Here is a 15,186-nt window from a genome sequence, read left to right as displayed (position 1 = left end):
CCTAGGTGGCGTCGGGGTCGAACGTCGGGCCGGCCGGCTTGTCCGTCGGCGTGGCCTCGATCTGGCTGGCGGGCTTGTCGCCCGGCACCGAGGGCTGATTGTTGCGCTCGTCGATGGCGCCGGTCAGGAAAGAATCGTCACCGTCGAGCAAATGCTTGGTGATCGCTGCCCGCGGCGTCATGCCGCGTAGCTTCTGCAGTTCGGCGAGGGGTTCGCGGAGATCGTCGAATTCGGGGCCGAGGTCCTGGCGCAACTGACTGGTGGCTCCGCTGACGTAGTCGCGTGCCTGCTTCAGGGCACCCGAGGTCCACCGGATGGCACCGGGCAGGCGCTCCGGCCCCAGGATCACCAGACCGGCGATCACCAGGACCAGCATCTCCCCCCACCCGATGTTCGCGAACATCGCTACTGCGCTTTTTGATCGTCGCCGATCGGCGTGACCATGAAGGTCATGGGCCGACCATCGCGAAGCACCTCGATCGGCGATTCCTGCCCGATCTTGAGCTGGCGCACCGCAACAACCATCTCATCGGCGTCGGCGACCTTGCGGTCCCCGACCTTGACCACCACGTCGTTCTCCAGGATGCCGGCCCTCTCGGCGGGGCCTCCGGCGTTGACGTTCCGGACCTGCGCACCCGAGGCCACGCTGTTGCTCACGGTCACAGCGGTCAGCAGCAGCGTCGGATGGGCCACCTTGCCGTCCTTGATCAGGTTCTCGACGACCTGCTTGACCTCGTTGACGGGAATCGCGAAGCCGAGGCCACTGGCGCTGTCCGACAAGGACTTTCCGGCCGTGTTGATCCCGATCACCTCGGAGGACATGTTGATCAGCGGGCCACCGGAGTTGCCGTGGTTGATCGAGGCATCGGTCTGGAGCCCGTCGATCACGGTGTCGGTGTCCGAACCTTCGCCCGAGAGCGGCACCGGCCGGTGCAGCGCGCTGATGATGCCGTGGGTGACCGTGCTGCGGAGCCCCAGCGGGGCGCCGGCCGCGATGACTTCCTCGCCGACGCGCACCTTCTCGGAATCGCCCATCCGCGCCACGACGAGGTTGTCGACGTTGTCGACCTTGAGCACCGCCAGGTCGGTCTTGGGGTCGCGGCCGACCAGGTTGGCCGGCACTTCCTTGCCGTCGTTGAACACCACGGTGATCTGGTAGTCGGCGGGCTTGCTGGCGGCGTCGGAGATCACGTGGTTGTTGGTGACGATGTAGCCCTTGCCGTCGACCACGACGCCCGAGCCCTGTGAGCCTTCGGTCTTGCTCTTGGCCTCGATGGTGACAACCGAATCCTCGACCGCCGAGGCGACCGTGGCGAAACGGCCGGCGTCCGGGGACGGGAGGTCACCGGTCTCCAGCGTCACTTTCGAGGTGGTGAAGGCCTGCACGGTCCCCGCGGTCTTCTGTCCGACCCAGCCACCGATCGCACCGACCACGAGCGTGATCAGGAGCAGCACGACCAGCGCGATCCACGACACCCGGCCACCGAACAGCACCTCGCGTGCGCCCAGCTTGCCGACCGGCGCCGGTACGACCGTCGGCGCGAGGGGCGCCTGTGCGGGTGCGCCCAGTGCCGGGACGGCACCCGGATTGCGCCACGGATCGTCGACGTCGTCGCCACCTGCGGTCCGCTCGGCTTCGAGTGCCCCGGCATCGGTGGGATGGCGCTGCAGTGTGTCATCGCTGTCGGAGGGACGGCTGAACGCCTCGGCCAGCACGGGATCCGGCGGTAAGTCCTTGGGGGCGTAATCGCCCTGGTCCTGGTACTTGTCCGCACCGAGGAACGAGCCGTCGACACCGGCGGGCCGGCCGAACGTGCGCTGCGACAACTGGTCGACGGGTGGCCGCTCGACAGGGCGCGGTTCCAGACGGCCGCTCTCGTCGGACTGGTCCTGATTGGTCACCGGTGTATCACTCTCTATCGGAGCGCCCGCCCCAGCCGGATAGGCCGACGCCGGTCACTGATCGCCTTGTGGTCCAGCCTACCGGCGCTTACGCCGACTCCGCGTCGGGTCATCAGCAAACTGAGGCTGTTCACCGGCGTCAGCCGAGGGCTGCGGACTGTGGTGCGGTATCTGCGACAACAGTCCCAACAGGGAATTCGGAATGGCTATCGGACAGGAGTCCCGCAATGCGGCCCGGGCCTGACCCTGGGCATCGACCTCGGCAGCGCAGTCCGGGCAGAGGGACAGGTGGTGTGCGGCCCGCAGGTGGGCACTCATCCGCAGCTCTCCGTCGACGAAGGCCGCGATGGCCTCAGTTGACAGGTGCTCGGTGGAACCGAACTGCCGAGGCGCGCCTACCGGTGCATCGCTCTGCGAGGCGAACTGCGCAGGCAGCCAGGAGAATGCGCGACGGAACACATGTCCCGGGTCGACCATCGCCCAGCTCCTCTCGCCACGACCAAATGTCCTGACCCGAATGTAGCGCGACCTGGCGCGCTGAACACCAACCACCACTAGGCGGATTTGGCGGTTTCCGGCGAGTGCTTCGCCAGATACTCGCGCAGGGCCTGCCGACCGCGGTGAATGCGGCTGCGCACCGTGCCGAGCTTCACGCCCAGCGTGGCGCCGATTTCTTCGTAGGACAGACCCTCAATGTCACACAGGACAACGGCGGCGCGGAACTCCGGCGCCAGCGAGTCCAGAGCGGCCTGGAGATCGGCCCCCAGTCGCGAGTCGTGGTAGATCTGCTCAGGGTTCGGGTCGTCGGCCGGCACCCGGTCGTAATCCTCGGGCAGCGCCTCCATGCGGATGCGGCCGCGGCGACGGACCATGTCCAGGAACAGGTTGGTGGTGATGCGGTGCAGCCACCCCTCGAAGGTTCCGGGCTGGTAGTTCTGCACGGAGCGGAACACCCTGATGAAGGTTTCCTGGGTCAGGTCCTCGGCATCGTGCTGGTTACCCGAGAGGCGGTAGGCCAGCCGGTACACCCGGTCAGCGTGCTGGCGCACCAGCTCGTCCCATGACGGCATGGCCGCATGATCGCCGGTCGCGTCGAAGACGGCGGTGCCGGTCAACTCATCGGACGGCTCCACCCATTCACCTGCGGTGAATTGCTCCAGATGGGCCATTGTCACCGGGGCGGCCTGGGTGGCAGGGTTCGAGGTAACAGCGTTCGCGCTCGTCGGATCCTCCTGATCACAGTTTTCACTCAGCTCAACACGACTGACGACGTCGCTATTCCGATTGCTGTCCTGGTTGTGCTGGGCAGTGCGCCAGCGGGCGCCGTGTTCCATGCGGATACCGTTCCTGATCCCGGTGTGGCAGGCATATGAGCAATCTGAACTTTCCCTGAGAAAGCCGACGATACGTCCGATTACCTGCGCGAACCAGCGAATTTCCGACGGTGATACTTGACACCCACGGGCGTGTCGCGACGACGCCCCCGGCCTCTGGCCTACGCTGCGGGCATGGTCAGCTCCAACCCCGGTCGCGCCGAGGCGATCGTCACGCATGCCGAACGGTCGATCTCCGAAGACGAGATCGTCGCGGCTGCTCGTGAGCGGGCCGAAGAACTCGGCGCCGGCGCGGTGACCCCGGCCGTCGGAGCGTTGCTGAGCGTGCTCGCACGCCTCACCGGGGGCAAGGCGGTGGTCGAGGTCGGCACGGGCGCGGGCGTCAGCGGATTGTGGCTGCTGTCCGGCATGAGCGACGACGGTGTGCTGACCACCATCGACGTCGAGCCCGAGCATCAGCGCATCGCCAAGCAGGGGTTCAGCGAGGCCGGAGTCGGCCCGGGACGTACCCGGCTGATCAGCGGTCGCGCCCAGGAGGTGCTGACCCGCCTGGCCGACGAGTCCTACGACCTGGTGTTCATCGACGCCGATCCGATCGACCAACCTCAGTTCGTGTCCGAAGGCGTGCGTCTGCTGCGCCCCGGCGGCGCGATCGTGCTGCACCGGGCCGCGCTCGGCGGCCGGGCCGGTGACGCCTCGGCCAACGATGCCGAGGTCGGCGCCGTGCGTGAGGCAGCCCGGCTGATCGCCGAGGACGAGCGGCTCACGCCCGTACTCATCCCCTTGGGTGACGGCCTGCTCGCCGCCGCTCGCGACTGACCTTTCTCCCGCGAGCGGGCATTCTTTTCTCCCGCGAGCGGGCATTTCGCGATCTTTACGGATTCCTGACGCGGCATCCCCTTGACCGCACACTGAACGCATGTTTAGCGTATTGAACATGCGTTCAGTCGATGATCGAACAGCGATGGCCCGGATCCGGGATGCCGCGATCGAGCAGTACGGGCAGCACGGATTCAGCGTGGGACTGCGCAGCATCGCCGAGGCCGCGGGTGTCAGCGCCGCCCTGGTGATCCACCACTTCGGATCCAAGGAGGGGCTGCGCAAGGCGTGCGACGCCTACGTGGCCGAGGTGGTGCGCGAAGCCAAAACCGAGTCACTGCAGAGCGCTGACCCCGCGACGTGGATGGCCCAGATGGCCGAGATCGAGTCCTACGCGCCGCTGATGGCCTACCTGGTCCGCAGCATGCAGTCCGGAAGCGATCTGGCGAAGACGTTCTGGCGCACCATGGTCGACAACGCCGAGCAGTATCTGGAGGAGGGCGTGCGGACCGGGCTGCTCAAACCCAGCCGCGACCCACGGGCCCGGGCGAGGTTCATGGCGATATGCAGTGGCGGCGGGTTCCTGCTGTACCTGCAGATGCACGACGACCCGGCGGATCTGCGCCGGGTACTACGCGATTACGGCGAGGACATGATGCTCCCCGCTCTCGAGCTCTACACCGAGGGCCTGATGGCCGACTCGACCATGTACGACGCCTTCCTGCATCAGCGCGAACAAGGCACCCCGTTCAGTTCCACGTCAACCGAGACCAAGGAGCCAGCGTGAACAACTCCGTCGAAATCCGCGGACTGTCGAAATCTTTCGGGCGCACCAAAGCCCTCGATGGACTGAACCTGACCGTGTCCCCCGGTGATGTCACAGGTTTCCTCGGACCCAACGGGGCCGGTAAGTCCACCACGATCCGGGTGCTGCTGGGTCTGTTGCGCGCCGACGGCGGCACGGTCCGGCTCCTGGGCGGCGACCCGTGGCGCGACGCGGTCGCCCTGCACCGCCGGATCGCCTACGTCCCCGGCGATGTCACGTTGTGGCCCAACCTGACCGGAATGCAGGCCATCGACTTCCTGTGCCGGCTGCGCGGCAACGGCGTCGATACGCGGCGCCGCGACGAACTGATCGAACGATTCGAACTGGACCCAGACAAAAAGGCCCGAACCTACTCCAAGGGCAACCGGCAGAAGGTCGCCATCGTCGCGGCGTTCAGCTGCCATTCCGATCTCTACATTCTCGATGAGCCGACCTCGGGGCTGGACCCGTTGATGGAACGGGCATTTCAGCAATGTGTCGCCGAGGTGGCGGGCCAGGGCGCGGCGGTCCTGCTGTCCAGCCACATACTGGCCGAGGTCGAAAAGCTCTGCGACAACGTGACGATCATCCGGTCGGGACGCACGGTGCGTTCCGGCACCCTCGCCGAGTTGCGGCACCTGATGCGCACCAAGGTCACCGCGCGCACCCGCTCCGACGGCCGGGCGCTGCAGAACACCCCCTACGTGCACGACTTCACGAGCAACGATGGCTCGGTGAGCTTCTCGGTGGACCGCACCGACCTCGAATTCACCTTGGAGCACCTGACTGACCTCGGCATCGAAGATCTGACCGTCACACCGGCTTCGCTGGAGGACATGTTCCTGCGCGAGTACCAGGGGGTGACCCGGTGAACACCGCGACCCGCACGAGCACGTCACCATTGACCGGCATCGAAACGCTGCTGCGGCTGGCGCTGCGCCGCGACCGGGTGCGGCTGAGCGTGTGGGTCGCCGTCGTCACCTTGATGATGGTGTACGCCCCCAACGCAATTCGACTGGCCTACCCCGGGGAGGAACAACGCCTGGCCCGGGTCAACCTGCTCAAGACACCCGCCGGGATGATGCTCGGCGGGCCGATGTTCAGTGTCAACGAGACCGACCTCGGCGTGATGATGGCCAACGAACTGACCCTCACTCTGATCATCGCGACCTCAATCCTGTCAATTCTCACCGTGATTCGTCATACCCGGGCCGAGGAGGAGAACGGCAGCGCCGAGCTCGTGTTGTCCTCGGTGGTGGGCCGCTACGCACGGACCGCCGCGGCGCTGGTCCTGGTCGGCGGAGTCAACGCAGTGCTGGCGATCACGATGACGCTGGCGATGGCCTCCACCGGCTTCGCAATCGTCGACACCGCCGCCATGTCTCTGGGCATCACCGGGGTCGCGATGGTGTTCGGTGCGGTCGCCGCCGTCACCGCCCAACTCTGGCGCCAGTCCCGCACTGCGTCGGGCGCGGCGATGGCGGCACTGGCGGTCGCCGCGCTGATCCGTGGGGCCGGTGACGTCATCGACAACTCCGGCAGTGCCTTGAGCTGGTTCTCCCCCATCGCCTGGGCACAGCAGATGCGACCGTTCGTCGATCTGCGCTGGTGGCCGTTCGGGTTGCTGGTCATTCTGGCGCTCGGATTGATGGCAACAGCCGCCGTGCTGGAGAGCCGTCGCCAGTACGACGCGGGCACCATCGCATCCACGGGCGAGAAACCCGACGCCCCCGTCATCACCGGCTCCCTGCGACTGCACCTGACGCTGCAGCGCGGTCAGACGATCGGCTGGGCTCTGGGACTGTTCGTGGCCGGGCTGGTGTTCGGGTCGATGACGAAAGCGCTGTTGGATGCGGCCAAGACCAACGAGTTGATCGCCAGATTGCTGTCCACAACGGGCAATGACGGCATCTACACCACCATGACGCAGTTCCTCGCCGCGGCGGCCAGCGCGTACGTCGCGTCGGTGGTGCTGCGGGTGCACACCGACGAGCAGAACGGGTTGGGCGAGCCGGTGCTGGCCGGTGCGGTGTCACGCCGGCGCTGGCTGCTCGGCGCGGTCGGCTGCGCGCTGGCGGGGGCGGCGGCACTGATGTTCTTCGCCGGTCTCGGCAACGGCATCGGTGCCGGGCTGACACTCGGCGAGCCGGGTACGGTCATCCGCCTCACCCTGGCCGCATTGGCATATCTACCCGCACTGGCGGTGGTGGCCTCGATCGCGGCCATGGCTGTGGCCCTGCGGTCGCCGTGGATCGCCTGGCTGGCAGTCACATTCGTCATCACCGCGCTGTACCTCGGGGCGCTGCTACGGCTCCCGCGCTGGCTGATCGAGCTGTCCCCGGTGGGGCAGACCACCGTGCCCAGCCAGTTCCCCGCCACCGCACTGGTGGTGATGCTGATCGTCGCAACGGTTTTGGCAGCCGTCGCGGGATGGATCTATCGCAACCGCGACGCGGTGTGAATCGAACAGGAGGCAGTTGATGAAACTCGTAGTTCAGACGATCGCTTCGGGCGTGCTCGGGCTGGCGTTCTTCGCGGCCACGCTATTCTGGCCGGCCGGCACGTTCCACTATTGGCAGGCCTGGGTTTTCATCGCCGTGTTCATGGCCACCACCATGATCCCGAGCATCTACCTCGCGGTCAGAGATCCCGCCGCCCTGCAACGACGCCTCCACGGCGGGCCGACCGCGGAAACGCGGATCGTGCAGAAGATCATCATCTGGGCGGTGACCGGATCGGCCTTCGCGGCGTTCATCGTCAGCGCGCTCGACCACCGGTTCGGCTGGTCGGATGTGCCGATTGCGGTGGTCGTCCTCGGCAACATCCTGGTGGCGGTCGGGCTCGTCCTCGCGCAAACGGTGGTCTTCCAGAACAGCTTCGCCGGAGCCAGCATCCGAGTGGAGGACGAACAACCGCTCGTCTCGACGGGTCTGTACGGTCTGGTCCGTCACCCGATGTACTTCGGCGCGGTGCTGATGATGTTCGGCACGCCGCCGGCGCTGGGTTCCTACTGGGCCTTGCTGGTGTCCATCGCCTCGATACCGATTTTCGGAGTTCGGATCGTCGACGAGGAGAAGATGTTGCGCACCGAGCTCGACGGCTACGACGAGTACACCCGGAAGGTCCGCTACCGGTTGCTCCCCTACGTCTGGTGAGGAGGGCGACGTGAAGATCGGGCTACAGGCAGCGGTGTCCGCCGTCGTCGGCTTTGCGGTCTTCGGGATCCTCGTCTTCACGCCTGCCGGCACGTTCGACTACTGGCGCGGCTGGGTTTTCATCGCCGTATTCGCGGCCGTCTCGACATTGCCCAGCATCTACCTCGCCGTACGCGATCCGGCGGCACTGCGACGCCGAATGCAGGCCGGGCCGAGCGCCGAGACCCGGCCGGTGCAGAAATTCGCGAGCGCGATGGCGTTCCTGTTGGTCGCGGTCATCATCGTGGCCAGTGCACTTGATTATCGGTTCGGATGGTCAGCCGTACCCACGATCGTGTCGGTGCTCGGTAATGCGTTGGTAGCGATCGGACTCGGCATTGCGATGCTCGTGATCATCCAGAACAGCTATGCGGCCGCCAACATCAAGGTGGAGGCCGGCCAGACGGTGGTGACCACCGGTCTCTACGGACTGGTCCGCCATCCGATGTACGCCGGCAACGTGATCATGATGATCGGCATCCCGCCGGCCCTCGGCTCGTATTGGGGATTGCTGTTCGTGATCCCGGGCCTGGCGGTACTCGCCATGCGCGTCGTCGACGAGGAGAAGATGTTGCGCACCGAACTCGACGGCTACGACGAGTACACCCGGGAGGTCCGCTACCGACTGCTCCCCTACGTCTGGTGAGCCACGTTCCTGGCGGAACGCGGCCCAGAGCGGATAACGGCGAACTGCCGGGTACCCGGCCGAGTTAGCCGCATACTGCAGTGATGGAACTGTTGACCGGCTTCGGCCTGGCCACTGCGGCGGGGCTCAATGCCTACATCCCGTTGCTGGCCCTCGGCCTGCTGTCACGCTTCACCCATCTGGTGTCACTGCCGGCGGGGTGGTCGTGGCTCGAGAACGGCTGGGTGATGGCGATCGTCGCGGTGTTGCTGGTGGTCGAGGTGGTCGCCGACAAGATCCCCGCACTCGACTCCGTCAACGACACCATCCAGACCTTCGTCCGTCCCACCGCAGGCGGAATCGTCTTCGGGTCGGGCACCGCGTCGCAGACCGCCGCTGTCGCCGATCCGGGCGCGTTCGCCCAGTCCGGCCAGTGGATTCCGGTGGCGATCGGCGCGGTCACCGCACTCGTGGTGTCGCTGACCAAATCGACGGTGCGTCCGGCCGCCAACATCGCCACCGCCGGGGTCGCCGCCCCGGTGCTGTCCACTGTCGAGGACGTCACCAGTGTCGGATTGGTCTTCGTGGCGATCCTGCTCCCGGTACTGGTGCTCGTTGCCCTAGTGGCCCTGATCTGGGGCGCATTCCGGCTGTGGCGGTGGCGCCGACGCCGGGTAGAGGCCAAGGTCGGCGTCAACGCACGTAGCAATGCCACGCGCCGGCCCGCCGCGGTAGATCCCTGGGAGTAGACGCGTCAGATCCAGACGCCCTTGCCGACCGCCACCACGCCGCCCGCACTGATCGCGAACCGTTCCCGGTCCTTGTCGAGGTCCACGCCCACCATCTCGCCCGGACCGACCACCACGTTCTTGTCGAGGATCGCGTGGCGCACCACGGCGCCGCGGCCGATCCGCACGCCCGGCATCAGCACGCTGCCCTCCACGATGGCGCCATCGTCGATCACCACGTTGGAGGACAACACCGAATTGCGTACCGATGCCGCGGAAATGATGCTGCCGGCGCCGACGACGGACTCTTGCGCCGAGCCACCGTTGACGAATTTGGCCGGAGCCAGCATCTCCATCTCGCCTCGGATCGGCCAGCGCTTGTTGTAGAGGTTGAAGACCGGGTGCACCGATACGAGGTCCATGTGTGCGTCGTAGAAAGCGTCCAGAGTTCCGACGTCGCGCCAATAGCCGTGGTCGCGTTCGGTGGCCCCGGGCACCTCGTTGTTGTTGAAGTCGTACACCGCCGCCATCCCGTCGGACACCAGTCGCGGGATGATGTCGCCGCCCATGTCGTGGTCGGAGTGGTCGTCGTCGGCATCGGCGCGGATCGCGTCGATGAGCACCTTCGTGGTGAAGATGTAATTGCCCATCGACACGAAGGTCTGCTCGGGATCATCGGGCGTGCCCGGCGGGTCCGCGGGCTTCTCGACGAAATCCTTGATGCGCCCGGAGTCGTCGGCATCGATGCAGCCGAACGCGCTTGCCTCTGCACGCGGCACCCGGATTCCGGCCACGGTGGCCCCGGCCCCGCTGTCGATGTGGAACCGCAGCATCTGCTCGGGATCCATGCGATACACGTGGTCGGCGCCGAAGATGATGATGTAGTCGGGATCTTCGTCGTAGATCAGGTTGAGCGACTGGTAGATCGCGTCCGCCGATCCCGTGTACCAACGCGGCCCGAGCCGCTGCTGGGCCGGCACCGGGGTGATGTACTCACCGGCCAGACCCGACAGGCGCCAATTCTGGCTGATGTGACGGTCCAGTGAATGCGACTTGTATTGCGTCAGAACGCAGATCCGTAAGTAGCGGGCGTTGACGAGATTCGACAGCACGAAGTCGATCAGCCGGTAGGCGCCGCCGAAGGGAACTGCCGGCTTGGCGCGATCGGCGGTCAACGGATACAACCGTTTGCCCTCCCCCCCGGCCAGAACGATGCCCAGCACATGTGGCAACTCCCTCATGCGTCCAAACCTATCCGCCAACCAGCACCGCGGCCAGCCAATGGCAACAGAAGTCTGCGGCGCGTAGCTAGACCCGCCCAGACCTACTACCGTCTCGGATATGCGGGTGGCCATGATGACTCGGGAATATCCACCCGAGGTGTACGGCGGTGCCGGTGTGCATGTGACCGAACTCGTCGCCCAGCTGCGTCAGCTTTGCGATGTCGACGTGCATTGCATGGGCGCCCCGCGTGACGGGGCCTTCGTGGCGCAACCCGATGCTGCGTTGCGCGGTGCCAACCCGGCCTTGTCGACGCTGTCCGCGGACCTCAACATGGTCAACTCGGCCAGCACACCGGACCGGGCAGCCACGGTGGTGCATTCGCACACCTGGTATGCCGGGATGGCCGGGCATCTCACCGGGCTGCTCTACGGCATCCCCCACGTGCTGACCGCGCATTCCCTGGAGCCGCTGCGGCCGTGGAAGGCCGAGCAACTCGGCGGGGGTTACCGGGTGTCCTCATGGGTGGAGCGCACCGCGATCGAGGCCGCCGACGCGGTGATCGCGGTGAGTTCCGGCATGCGCCACGACGTGCTACGCACCTATCCGGCACTCGACCCGAGCCGGGTCCACGTGGTACGCAACGGGATCGACACCGATGTCTGGTACCCAGCGCCGCCGGCCGACGCCGACTCGGTGCTCGCCGAACTCGGCGTTGACCTGAGCCGCCCGATCGTGGCGTTCGTCGGTCGCATCACCCGCCAGAAGGGTGTGGCCCACCTGGTGGCCGCGGCCCACCGGTTCAGCCCTGAGGTGCAGCTGGTGTTGTGCGCCGGCGCCCCCGACACCCCCGAGATCGCTGCGGAGGTGTCCTCGGCGGTGGCCGAGCTTGCCCAGGCGCGCACCGGCGTGTTCTGGGTGCGCGAAATGCTGCCGATCAATAAGATTCGCGAAATACTTTCTGCTGCAACAGTTTTCGTATGTCCATCGGTGTACGAGCCGTTGGGCATCGTGAACCTGGAAGCGATGGCATGTTCGACGCCGGTGGTCGCCTCCGACGTCGGCGGTATCCCCGAGGTCGTCGCCGACCGACAGACCGGGCTACTCGTGCACTACGACGCCAGTGACCCGCGCTTCTTCGAGATGCGTCTGGCCGATGCGGTCAACTCACTCGTGGCCGAGCCGGAAACTGCCCGAAAGTACGGGGAGGCCGGACGTCAACGCTGCATCGCCGAGTTCTCCTGGGCGCACATCGCTGAACAAACCCTGGAGATATACCGCAAGGTGTCCGCCTGAGCGGACACCTTGCGAGTCGATCAGCTGGTGACGGCCTTGAGCTCGTCGCCCAGCGCAGCGGCCTCGTCGGGAGTCAGTTCGACAACGAGGCGGCCACCGCCTTCCAGCGGTACTCGCATAACGATTCCTCGCCCCTCTTTGGTTGCTTCTAGTGGACCGTCACCAGTCCGGGGCTTCATCGCCGCCATCGAGTGCTCCCTCCAACAGTGCCGACCCGCGTCAGCGGGCCAGGTTGGGGCCGAAGCCGCCCACTCGTTGGCGGCACCCGGCATTGAACTGCTACTGAACTAGCCCTATTGTTCCTTATCCGCGGCGGCGGTTGTACAAAGACCCGTCGGATACCGACCGAAGGCATGTTTTACCGGTCGCAATTACTGTGCCGGAACCCAGCAGGCCGCGACATGGTCGTCGACCATGCCGGTGGCCTGCATCAACGCATATGCCGTGGTGGGGCCGACGAATTTGAAGCCCCGCCGCTTGAGTTCCTTGGCCATCGCGGTCGATTCCGGGGTCACGGCGGGCACTTGGGCCAGGTCAGCGGGCCGCGGCCGGGCCGGTGGGGCGAATGACCACAACAGCTCGCTCAGGTCGACGTCGAGCTCGGTGACGGCCCTGGCATTGGCGATGGTCGCGACGATCTTGGCCCGGTTGCGCACGATGCCCGCGTCGGCCATCAACCGCTCGACATCGTCGTCGGTGTACGTCGCGACCACGGTCGCGTCGAACTCGTCGAACGCGGCCCGGAAATTCTCCCGCTTGCGCAGAATGGTCAGCCAGCTCAGCCCGCTCTGGAAGGCCTCCAGGCTGATCCGCTCGAACAACGCAGCCGAATCCCGCAGCGGGCGGCCCCACTCGGTGTCGTGATAGTCGCGGTAGAGGGTGTCACCCGCGGCCGCGCTACTCGGTGAGACGGCCCAGCCGCAGCGGATCCGGCCGTCCTCGGTCATGACTCCTCCGAGGTGCGGACTTCACCTGCGGTGGCCGACACCTCTTCCTCGTCGGCGGCGTCCTCGTCGTCGAAGTCGTCGGGCACACCGTAGGCGGCGCGCACCGCTGCCAACTCCCCGCGGACCGAGTCGAGCTCGCGGCCCAGTCGATCCAGCACCCAGTCCACCTCGGTGGTCTTGTATCCGCGGACGACCTGGGCGAACTTGATGGCATCCACATCGGCACCGGTCACGCCCGAAGCAGGCAGGACGGTGGCGGTGGTGCCACGAGGAAGCGGCGGCAGCGTCTCACCGCGGCCGAAGATGACGCTGCCCAAGCCGAACAGCACCGTGGCCACCAGAACCAGCACCACCAGGTACAGCAGTATCAGTGTCACGCCCTCGATACTGCCTCACGCATGCGACATCTAGCGCGGGCGCAGGGCGACGATGGGCCACTCACCCGCCGAATGTGCACACAGATCGCGTTCTCAGCGATTTTCGCGATCTGAGCGCACCGTCGGCGCCGATCAATGCGGGCGCAGGGTCACCATCGGTGGGCGGTCGGCCAGCGAGACCGACGACACCCGCGGGGTGAAGTCGTCACCGTCGGCGTAGAACTGCGTCAGCCCCACCCCCGAATCGGTGATCCCGCAGCGGGACAGCAGGGTCGCGATGACCTGCCGGCTCATCGAGGCCAGCTCGGTCAGCGGCCGGTTGCGGTGAGCCCGCACCCCCAAGTTCACCTGGGCGATGGCATCCAGGCCGAGGCGGTCGTAGGTGTCGACCAGCAGGCCGATCTCCACGCCGTAGCCGGGGGCGAACGGCACCGAGGTCAGCAGTTCGCGGGTGCCCGCATACTCGCCGCCGAGCGGCTGCAGCACGCAGTTCAGCTCGGGGCGCAGCGAGGCCAGCAGGGGGCGTGCCACCAGCTCGGTGACCCGACCGCCACCGTTGGCGTCCTCGGCGCCGCTGACCTTGAGCGGCCGCCGGTAGAACCCCTTGACCAGATGTACTCCGTCGGCGGTCAGCAGCGGGCCGAGGAGTTTGGGGACGAACATGGGATCGGGGTCGATCAGGTCGGAGTCGACGAAAGCGATGATGTCGCCGGTCGTGGCGGCCAGCGACCGCCACAGCACCTCACCCTTGCCCGGCTGCGGTGCGATCTCGGGCAGTGCCACCTCGCGGCTGACGACCCTCGCCCCGGCCGCGACCGCGCGGATCTCGGTGTCGTCGGTGGAGCCCGAGTCGAGCACGATCAGCTCGTCGACCAGCCCCCCGAGCAGCGGGGTGATGGTCTCGACCACAGAGGCGACGGTTTCTTCCTCGTTGAGGGCGGGCAGCACCACCGAAACCGTGCGGCCGGCCTTGGCGGCCTCAAGCTCGGCGATGGTCCAACTCGGCCGGTTCCAGCTGTGATCGGTCAGCCAGCGGTGGCCGATGACGCCGTCGATAAATGACAGATCAGGTAGAGCGGTCATGCCAGTCCCCTCACTGTTCGTGCGGGTGCCCGCACTCCCTGGATCGACGCGACCATCTCCAGCACGCGCCGTGTGGGTCCAACCTCATGTACCCGGAACATGGCGGCTCCATCCGCGGCGGCCAGTGCCGTCGCGGCCAGGGTGCCCTCCAGGCGTTCGGTCAGATCCACACCCAGAGTCTCCCCGACAAAATCCTTGTTGCTCAGTGCCATCAGCACAGGCCATCCGGTCTTAACAAGATCTTTTACGTGACGCAACAAACTAAGACCGTGATGAGTGTTTTTGCCGAAATCATGGGTCGGGTCGATCATGATCCGGTCACGAGGCACACCGGTTGCTGCCGCTCGCTCGGCCGCGGCAGTCACCTCGGAGATGACATCGTCGACGACGCCACGTTCGGTGATCCCGTAGTTCACCCGGAACGGCCGGGTGCGCGGCACAGCTCCGCCGGTGTGTGAGCACACCAGACCGGCACCGAATTCGGCGGCCACCTCGGGCAGGCCCGGATCCGCGCCGGCCCAGGTGTCGTTGATCAGATCGGCCCCGGCCGCACAGGCCTGTTTGGCCACCGCCGCGCGCCAGGTGTCGACGCTGATCAACTGGTCTGGGTAGGTACTGCGCAGCCATTCGACGAACGGCACGACGCGGGCGATCTCCTCTTGTGAATCGACCACGCTCCCCGGGCCTGCCTTGACTCCACCCACGTCGATGACGTCAGCGCCCGCCTCGATGGCACCGCACACCGCTTTTTTGGCCGCGTCGTCGCTGAAGGTGGCACCGCGGTCGTAGAACGAGTCCGGCGTCCGGTTGACGATCGCCATGATCAGCGCACGGTCGTGCGCGACCGGGCGCCCG

Annotated in this window: 18 protein-coding genes; 8 read left to right on the top strand and 10 right to left on the bottom strand. The window is 66.5% G+C overall.

Going from position 1 to position 15,186, the window contains the following annotated elements:
- Position 1: 1 nt before the first annotated feature.
- The 4 genes from tatB to sigE all read right to left on the bottom strand — a co-directional run bounded on the left by tatB (position 2) and on the right by sigE (position 3,236).
- Positions 2-403 (bottom strand): Sec-independent protein translocase protein TatB, encoded by a 402-nt coding sequence (gene tatB / locus ACZY08_RS20440; RefSeq protein WP_463746428.1) that lies wholly within the window; start codon positions 401-403, stop codon positions 2-4.
- Between the two features lie 2 nt (positions 404-405).
- A complete protein-coding gene (htrA, locus tag ACZY08_RS20435; RefSeq protein WP_463746427.1) occupies positions 406-1,902 on the bottom strand; it encodes a serine protease HtrA in 1,497 nt (498 codons plus the stop codon).
- 78 nt (positions 1,903-1,980) lie between these two features.
- Positions 1,981-2,379 carry an anti-sigma E factor RseA gene (gene rseA / locus ACZY08_RS20430; RefSeq protein ID WP_463746426.1) on the bottom strand — a complete coding sequence of 133 codons (399 nt, stop codon included), beginning with the start codon at positions 2,377-2,379 and terminating at the stop codon, positions 1,981-1,983.
- A 77-nt stretch (positions 2,380-2,456) separates the two neighbouring features.
- A complete protein-coding gene (gene sigE, locus ACZY08_RS20425; protein WP_463746425.1) occupies positions 2,457-3,236 on the bottom strand; it encodes an RNA polymerase sigma factor SigE in 780 nt (259 codons plus the stop codon).
- 174 nt (positions 3,237-3,410) lie between these two features.
- Between sigE and ACZY08_RS20420 the strand changes: the two genes are divergently transcribed.
- The 7 genes from ACZY08_RS20420 (at position 3,411) to ACZY08_RS20390 (ending at position 9,428) form a co-directional block, all read left to right on the top strand.
- Positions 3,411-4,055 carry an O-methyltransferase gene (locus ACZY08_RS20420; protein WP_463746424.1) on the top strand — a complete coding sequence of 215 codons (645 nt, stop codon included), beginning with the start codon at positions 3,411-3,413 and terminating at the stop codon, positions 4,053-4,055.
- A 118-nt stretch (positions 4,056-4,173) separates the two neighbouring features.
- Positions 4,174-4,842, top strand: coding sequence for a TetR/AcrR family transcriptional regulator (locus tag ACZY08_RS20415; protein WP_463746423.1), 669 nt, complete (start codon positions 4,174-4,176; stop codon positions 4,840-4,842).
- On the top strand, positions 4,839-5,732 hold the full coding sequence (locus tag ACZY08_RS20410; RefSeq protein WP_463746422.1) for an ABC transporter ATP-binding protein: 894 nt from the start codon (positions 4,839-4,841) through the stop codon (positions 5,730-5,732). The genes ACZY08_RS20415 and ACZY08_RS20410 overlap by 4 nt, the downstream gene beginning before the upstream one ends.
- Complete coding sequence (locus tag ACZY08_RS20405) at positions 5,729-7,321, top strand: ABC transporter permease (RefSeq protein WP_463746421.1); 1,593 nt, start codon at positions 5,729-5,731, stop codon at positions 7,319-7,321. The genes ACZY08_RS20410 and ACZY08_RS20405 overlap by 4 nt, the downstream gene beginning before the upstream one ends.
- Before the next feature lie 19 nt (positions 7,322-7,340).
- Positions 7,341-8,015 (top strand): methyltransferase family protein, encoded by a 675-nt coding sequence (locus tag ACZY08_RS20400; protein WP_463746420.1) that lies wholly within the window; start codon positions 7,341-7,343, stop codon positions 8,013-8,015.
- 10 nt (positions 8,016-8,025) lie between these two features.
- Positions 8,026-8,700, top strand: a complete 675-nt coding sequence (locus tag ACZY08_RS20395; protein WP_463746419.1) for a methyltransferase family protein — start codon at positions 8,026-8,028, stop codon at positions 8,698-8,700.
- An 83-nt stretch (positions 8,701-8,783) separates the two neighbouring features.
- The gene (locus tag ACZY08_RS20390; protein ID WP_463746418.1) at positions 8,784-9,428 is read left to right on the top strand and encodes a DUF4126 domain-containing protein; all 645 of its coding nucleotides are present in this window, start codon (positions 8,784-8,786) and stop codon (positions 9,426-9,428) included.
- A gap of 5 nt (positions 9,429-9,433) precedes the next feature.
- Here the strand turns inward: ACZY08_RS20390 and glgC are convergent, their stop codons facing one another.
- Positions 9,434-10,648, bottom strand: coding sequence for a glucose-1-phosphate adenylyltransferase (gene glgC / locus ACZY08_RS20385; protein WP_454791424.1), 1,215 nt, complete (start codon positions 10,646-10,648; stop codon positions 9,434-9,436).
- 100 nt (positions 10,649-10,748) lie between these two features.
- Here glgC and glgA point away from each other — a divergent pair, with 100 nt between their 5' ends.
- Positions 10,749-11,924 carry a glycogen synthase gene (gene glgA, locus ACZY08_RS20380; RefSeq protein ID WP_463746417.1) on the top strand — a complete coding sequence of 392 codons (1,176 nt, stop codon included), beginning with the start codon at positions 10,749-10,751 and terminating at the stop codon, positions 11,922-11,924.
- A 20-nt stretch (positions 11,925-11,944) separates the two neighbouring features.
- Here glgA and ACZY08_RS20375 read toward each other — a convergent pair whose 3' ends face one another.
- The 5 genes from ACZY08_RS20375 to folP form a co-directional block, all read right to left on the bottom strand.
- A complete protein-coding gene (locus tag ACZY08_RS20375) occupies positions 11,945-12,112 on the bottom strand; it encodes a DUF3117 domain-containing protein (protein WP_003885506.1) in 168 nt (55 codons plus the stop codon).
- A 183-nt stretch (positions 12,113-12,295) separates the two neighbouring features.
- Entirely contained in the window at positions 12,296-12,871 is a 576-nt protein-coding gene (locus tag ACZY08_RS20370; protein WP_463746416.1) for a DNA-3-methyladenine glycosylase I, read from the bottom strand.
- Positions 12,868-13,248: a DivIVA domain-containing protein gene (locus ACZY08_RS20365; protein ID WP_463746415.1), complete on the bottom strand. Its 381-nt coding sequence runs from the start codon at positions 13,246-13,248 to the stop codon at positions 12,868-12,870. The genes ACZY08_RS20370 and ACZY08_RS20365 overlap by 4 nt, the downstream gene beginning before the upstream one ends.
- Positions 13,249-13,380: 132 nt before the next feature.
- Positions 13,381-14,331 (bottom strand): glucosyl-3-phosphoglycerate synthase, encoded by a 951-nt coding sequence (locus ACZY08_RS20360; protein WP_463746414.1) that lies wholly within the window; start codon positions 14,329-14,331, stop codon positions 13,381-13,383.
- Positions 14,328-15,152 carry a dihydropteroate synthase gene (gene folP / locus ACZY08_RS20355; RefSeq protein ID WP_463746581.1) on the bottom strand — a complete coding sequence of 275 codons (825 nt, stop codon included), beginning with the start codon at positions 15,150-15,152 and terminating at the stop codon, positions 14,328-14,330. The genes ACZY08_RS20360 and folP overlap by 4 nt, the downstream gene beginning before the upstream one ends.
- Between the last annotated feature and the right edge of the window lie 34 nt (positions 15,153-15,186).

Source organism: Mycobacterium sp. IDUB_9 (genome assembly GCF_055419505.1).
Note: the sequence above shows the minus strand (reverse complement) of the source record. Positions and strands in the feature narration are given on the sequence as shown.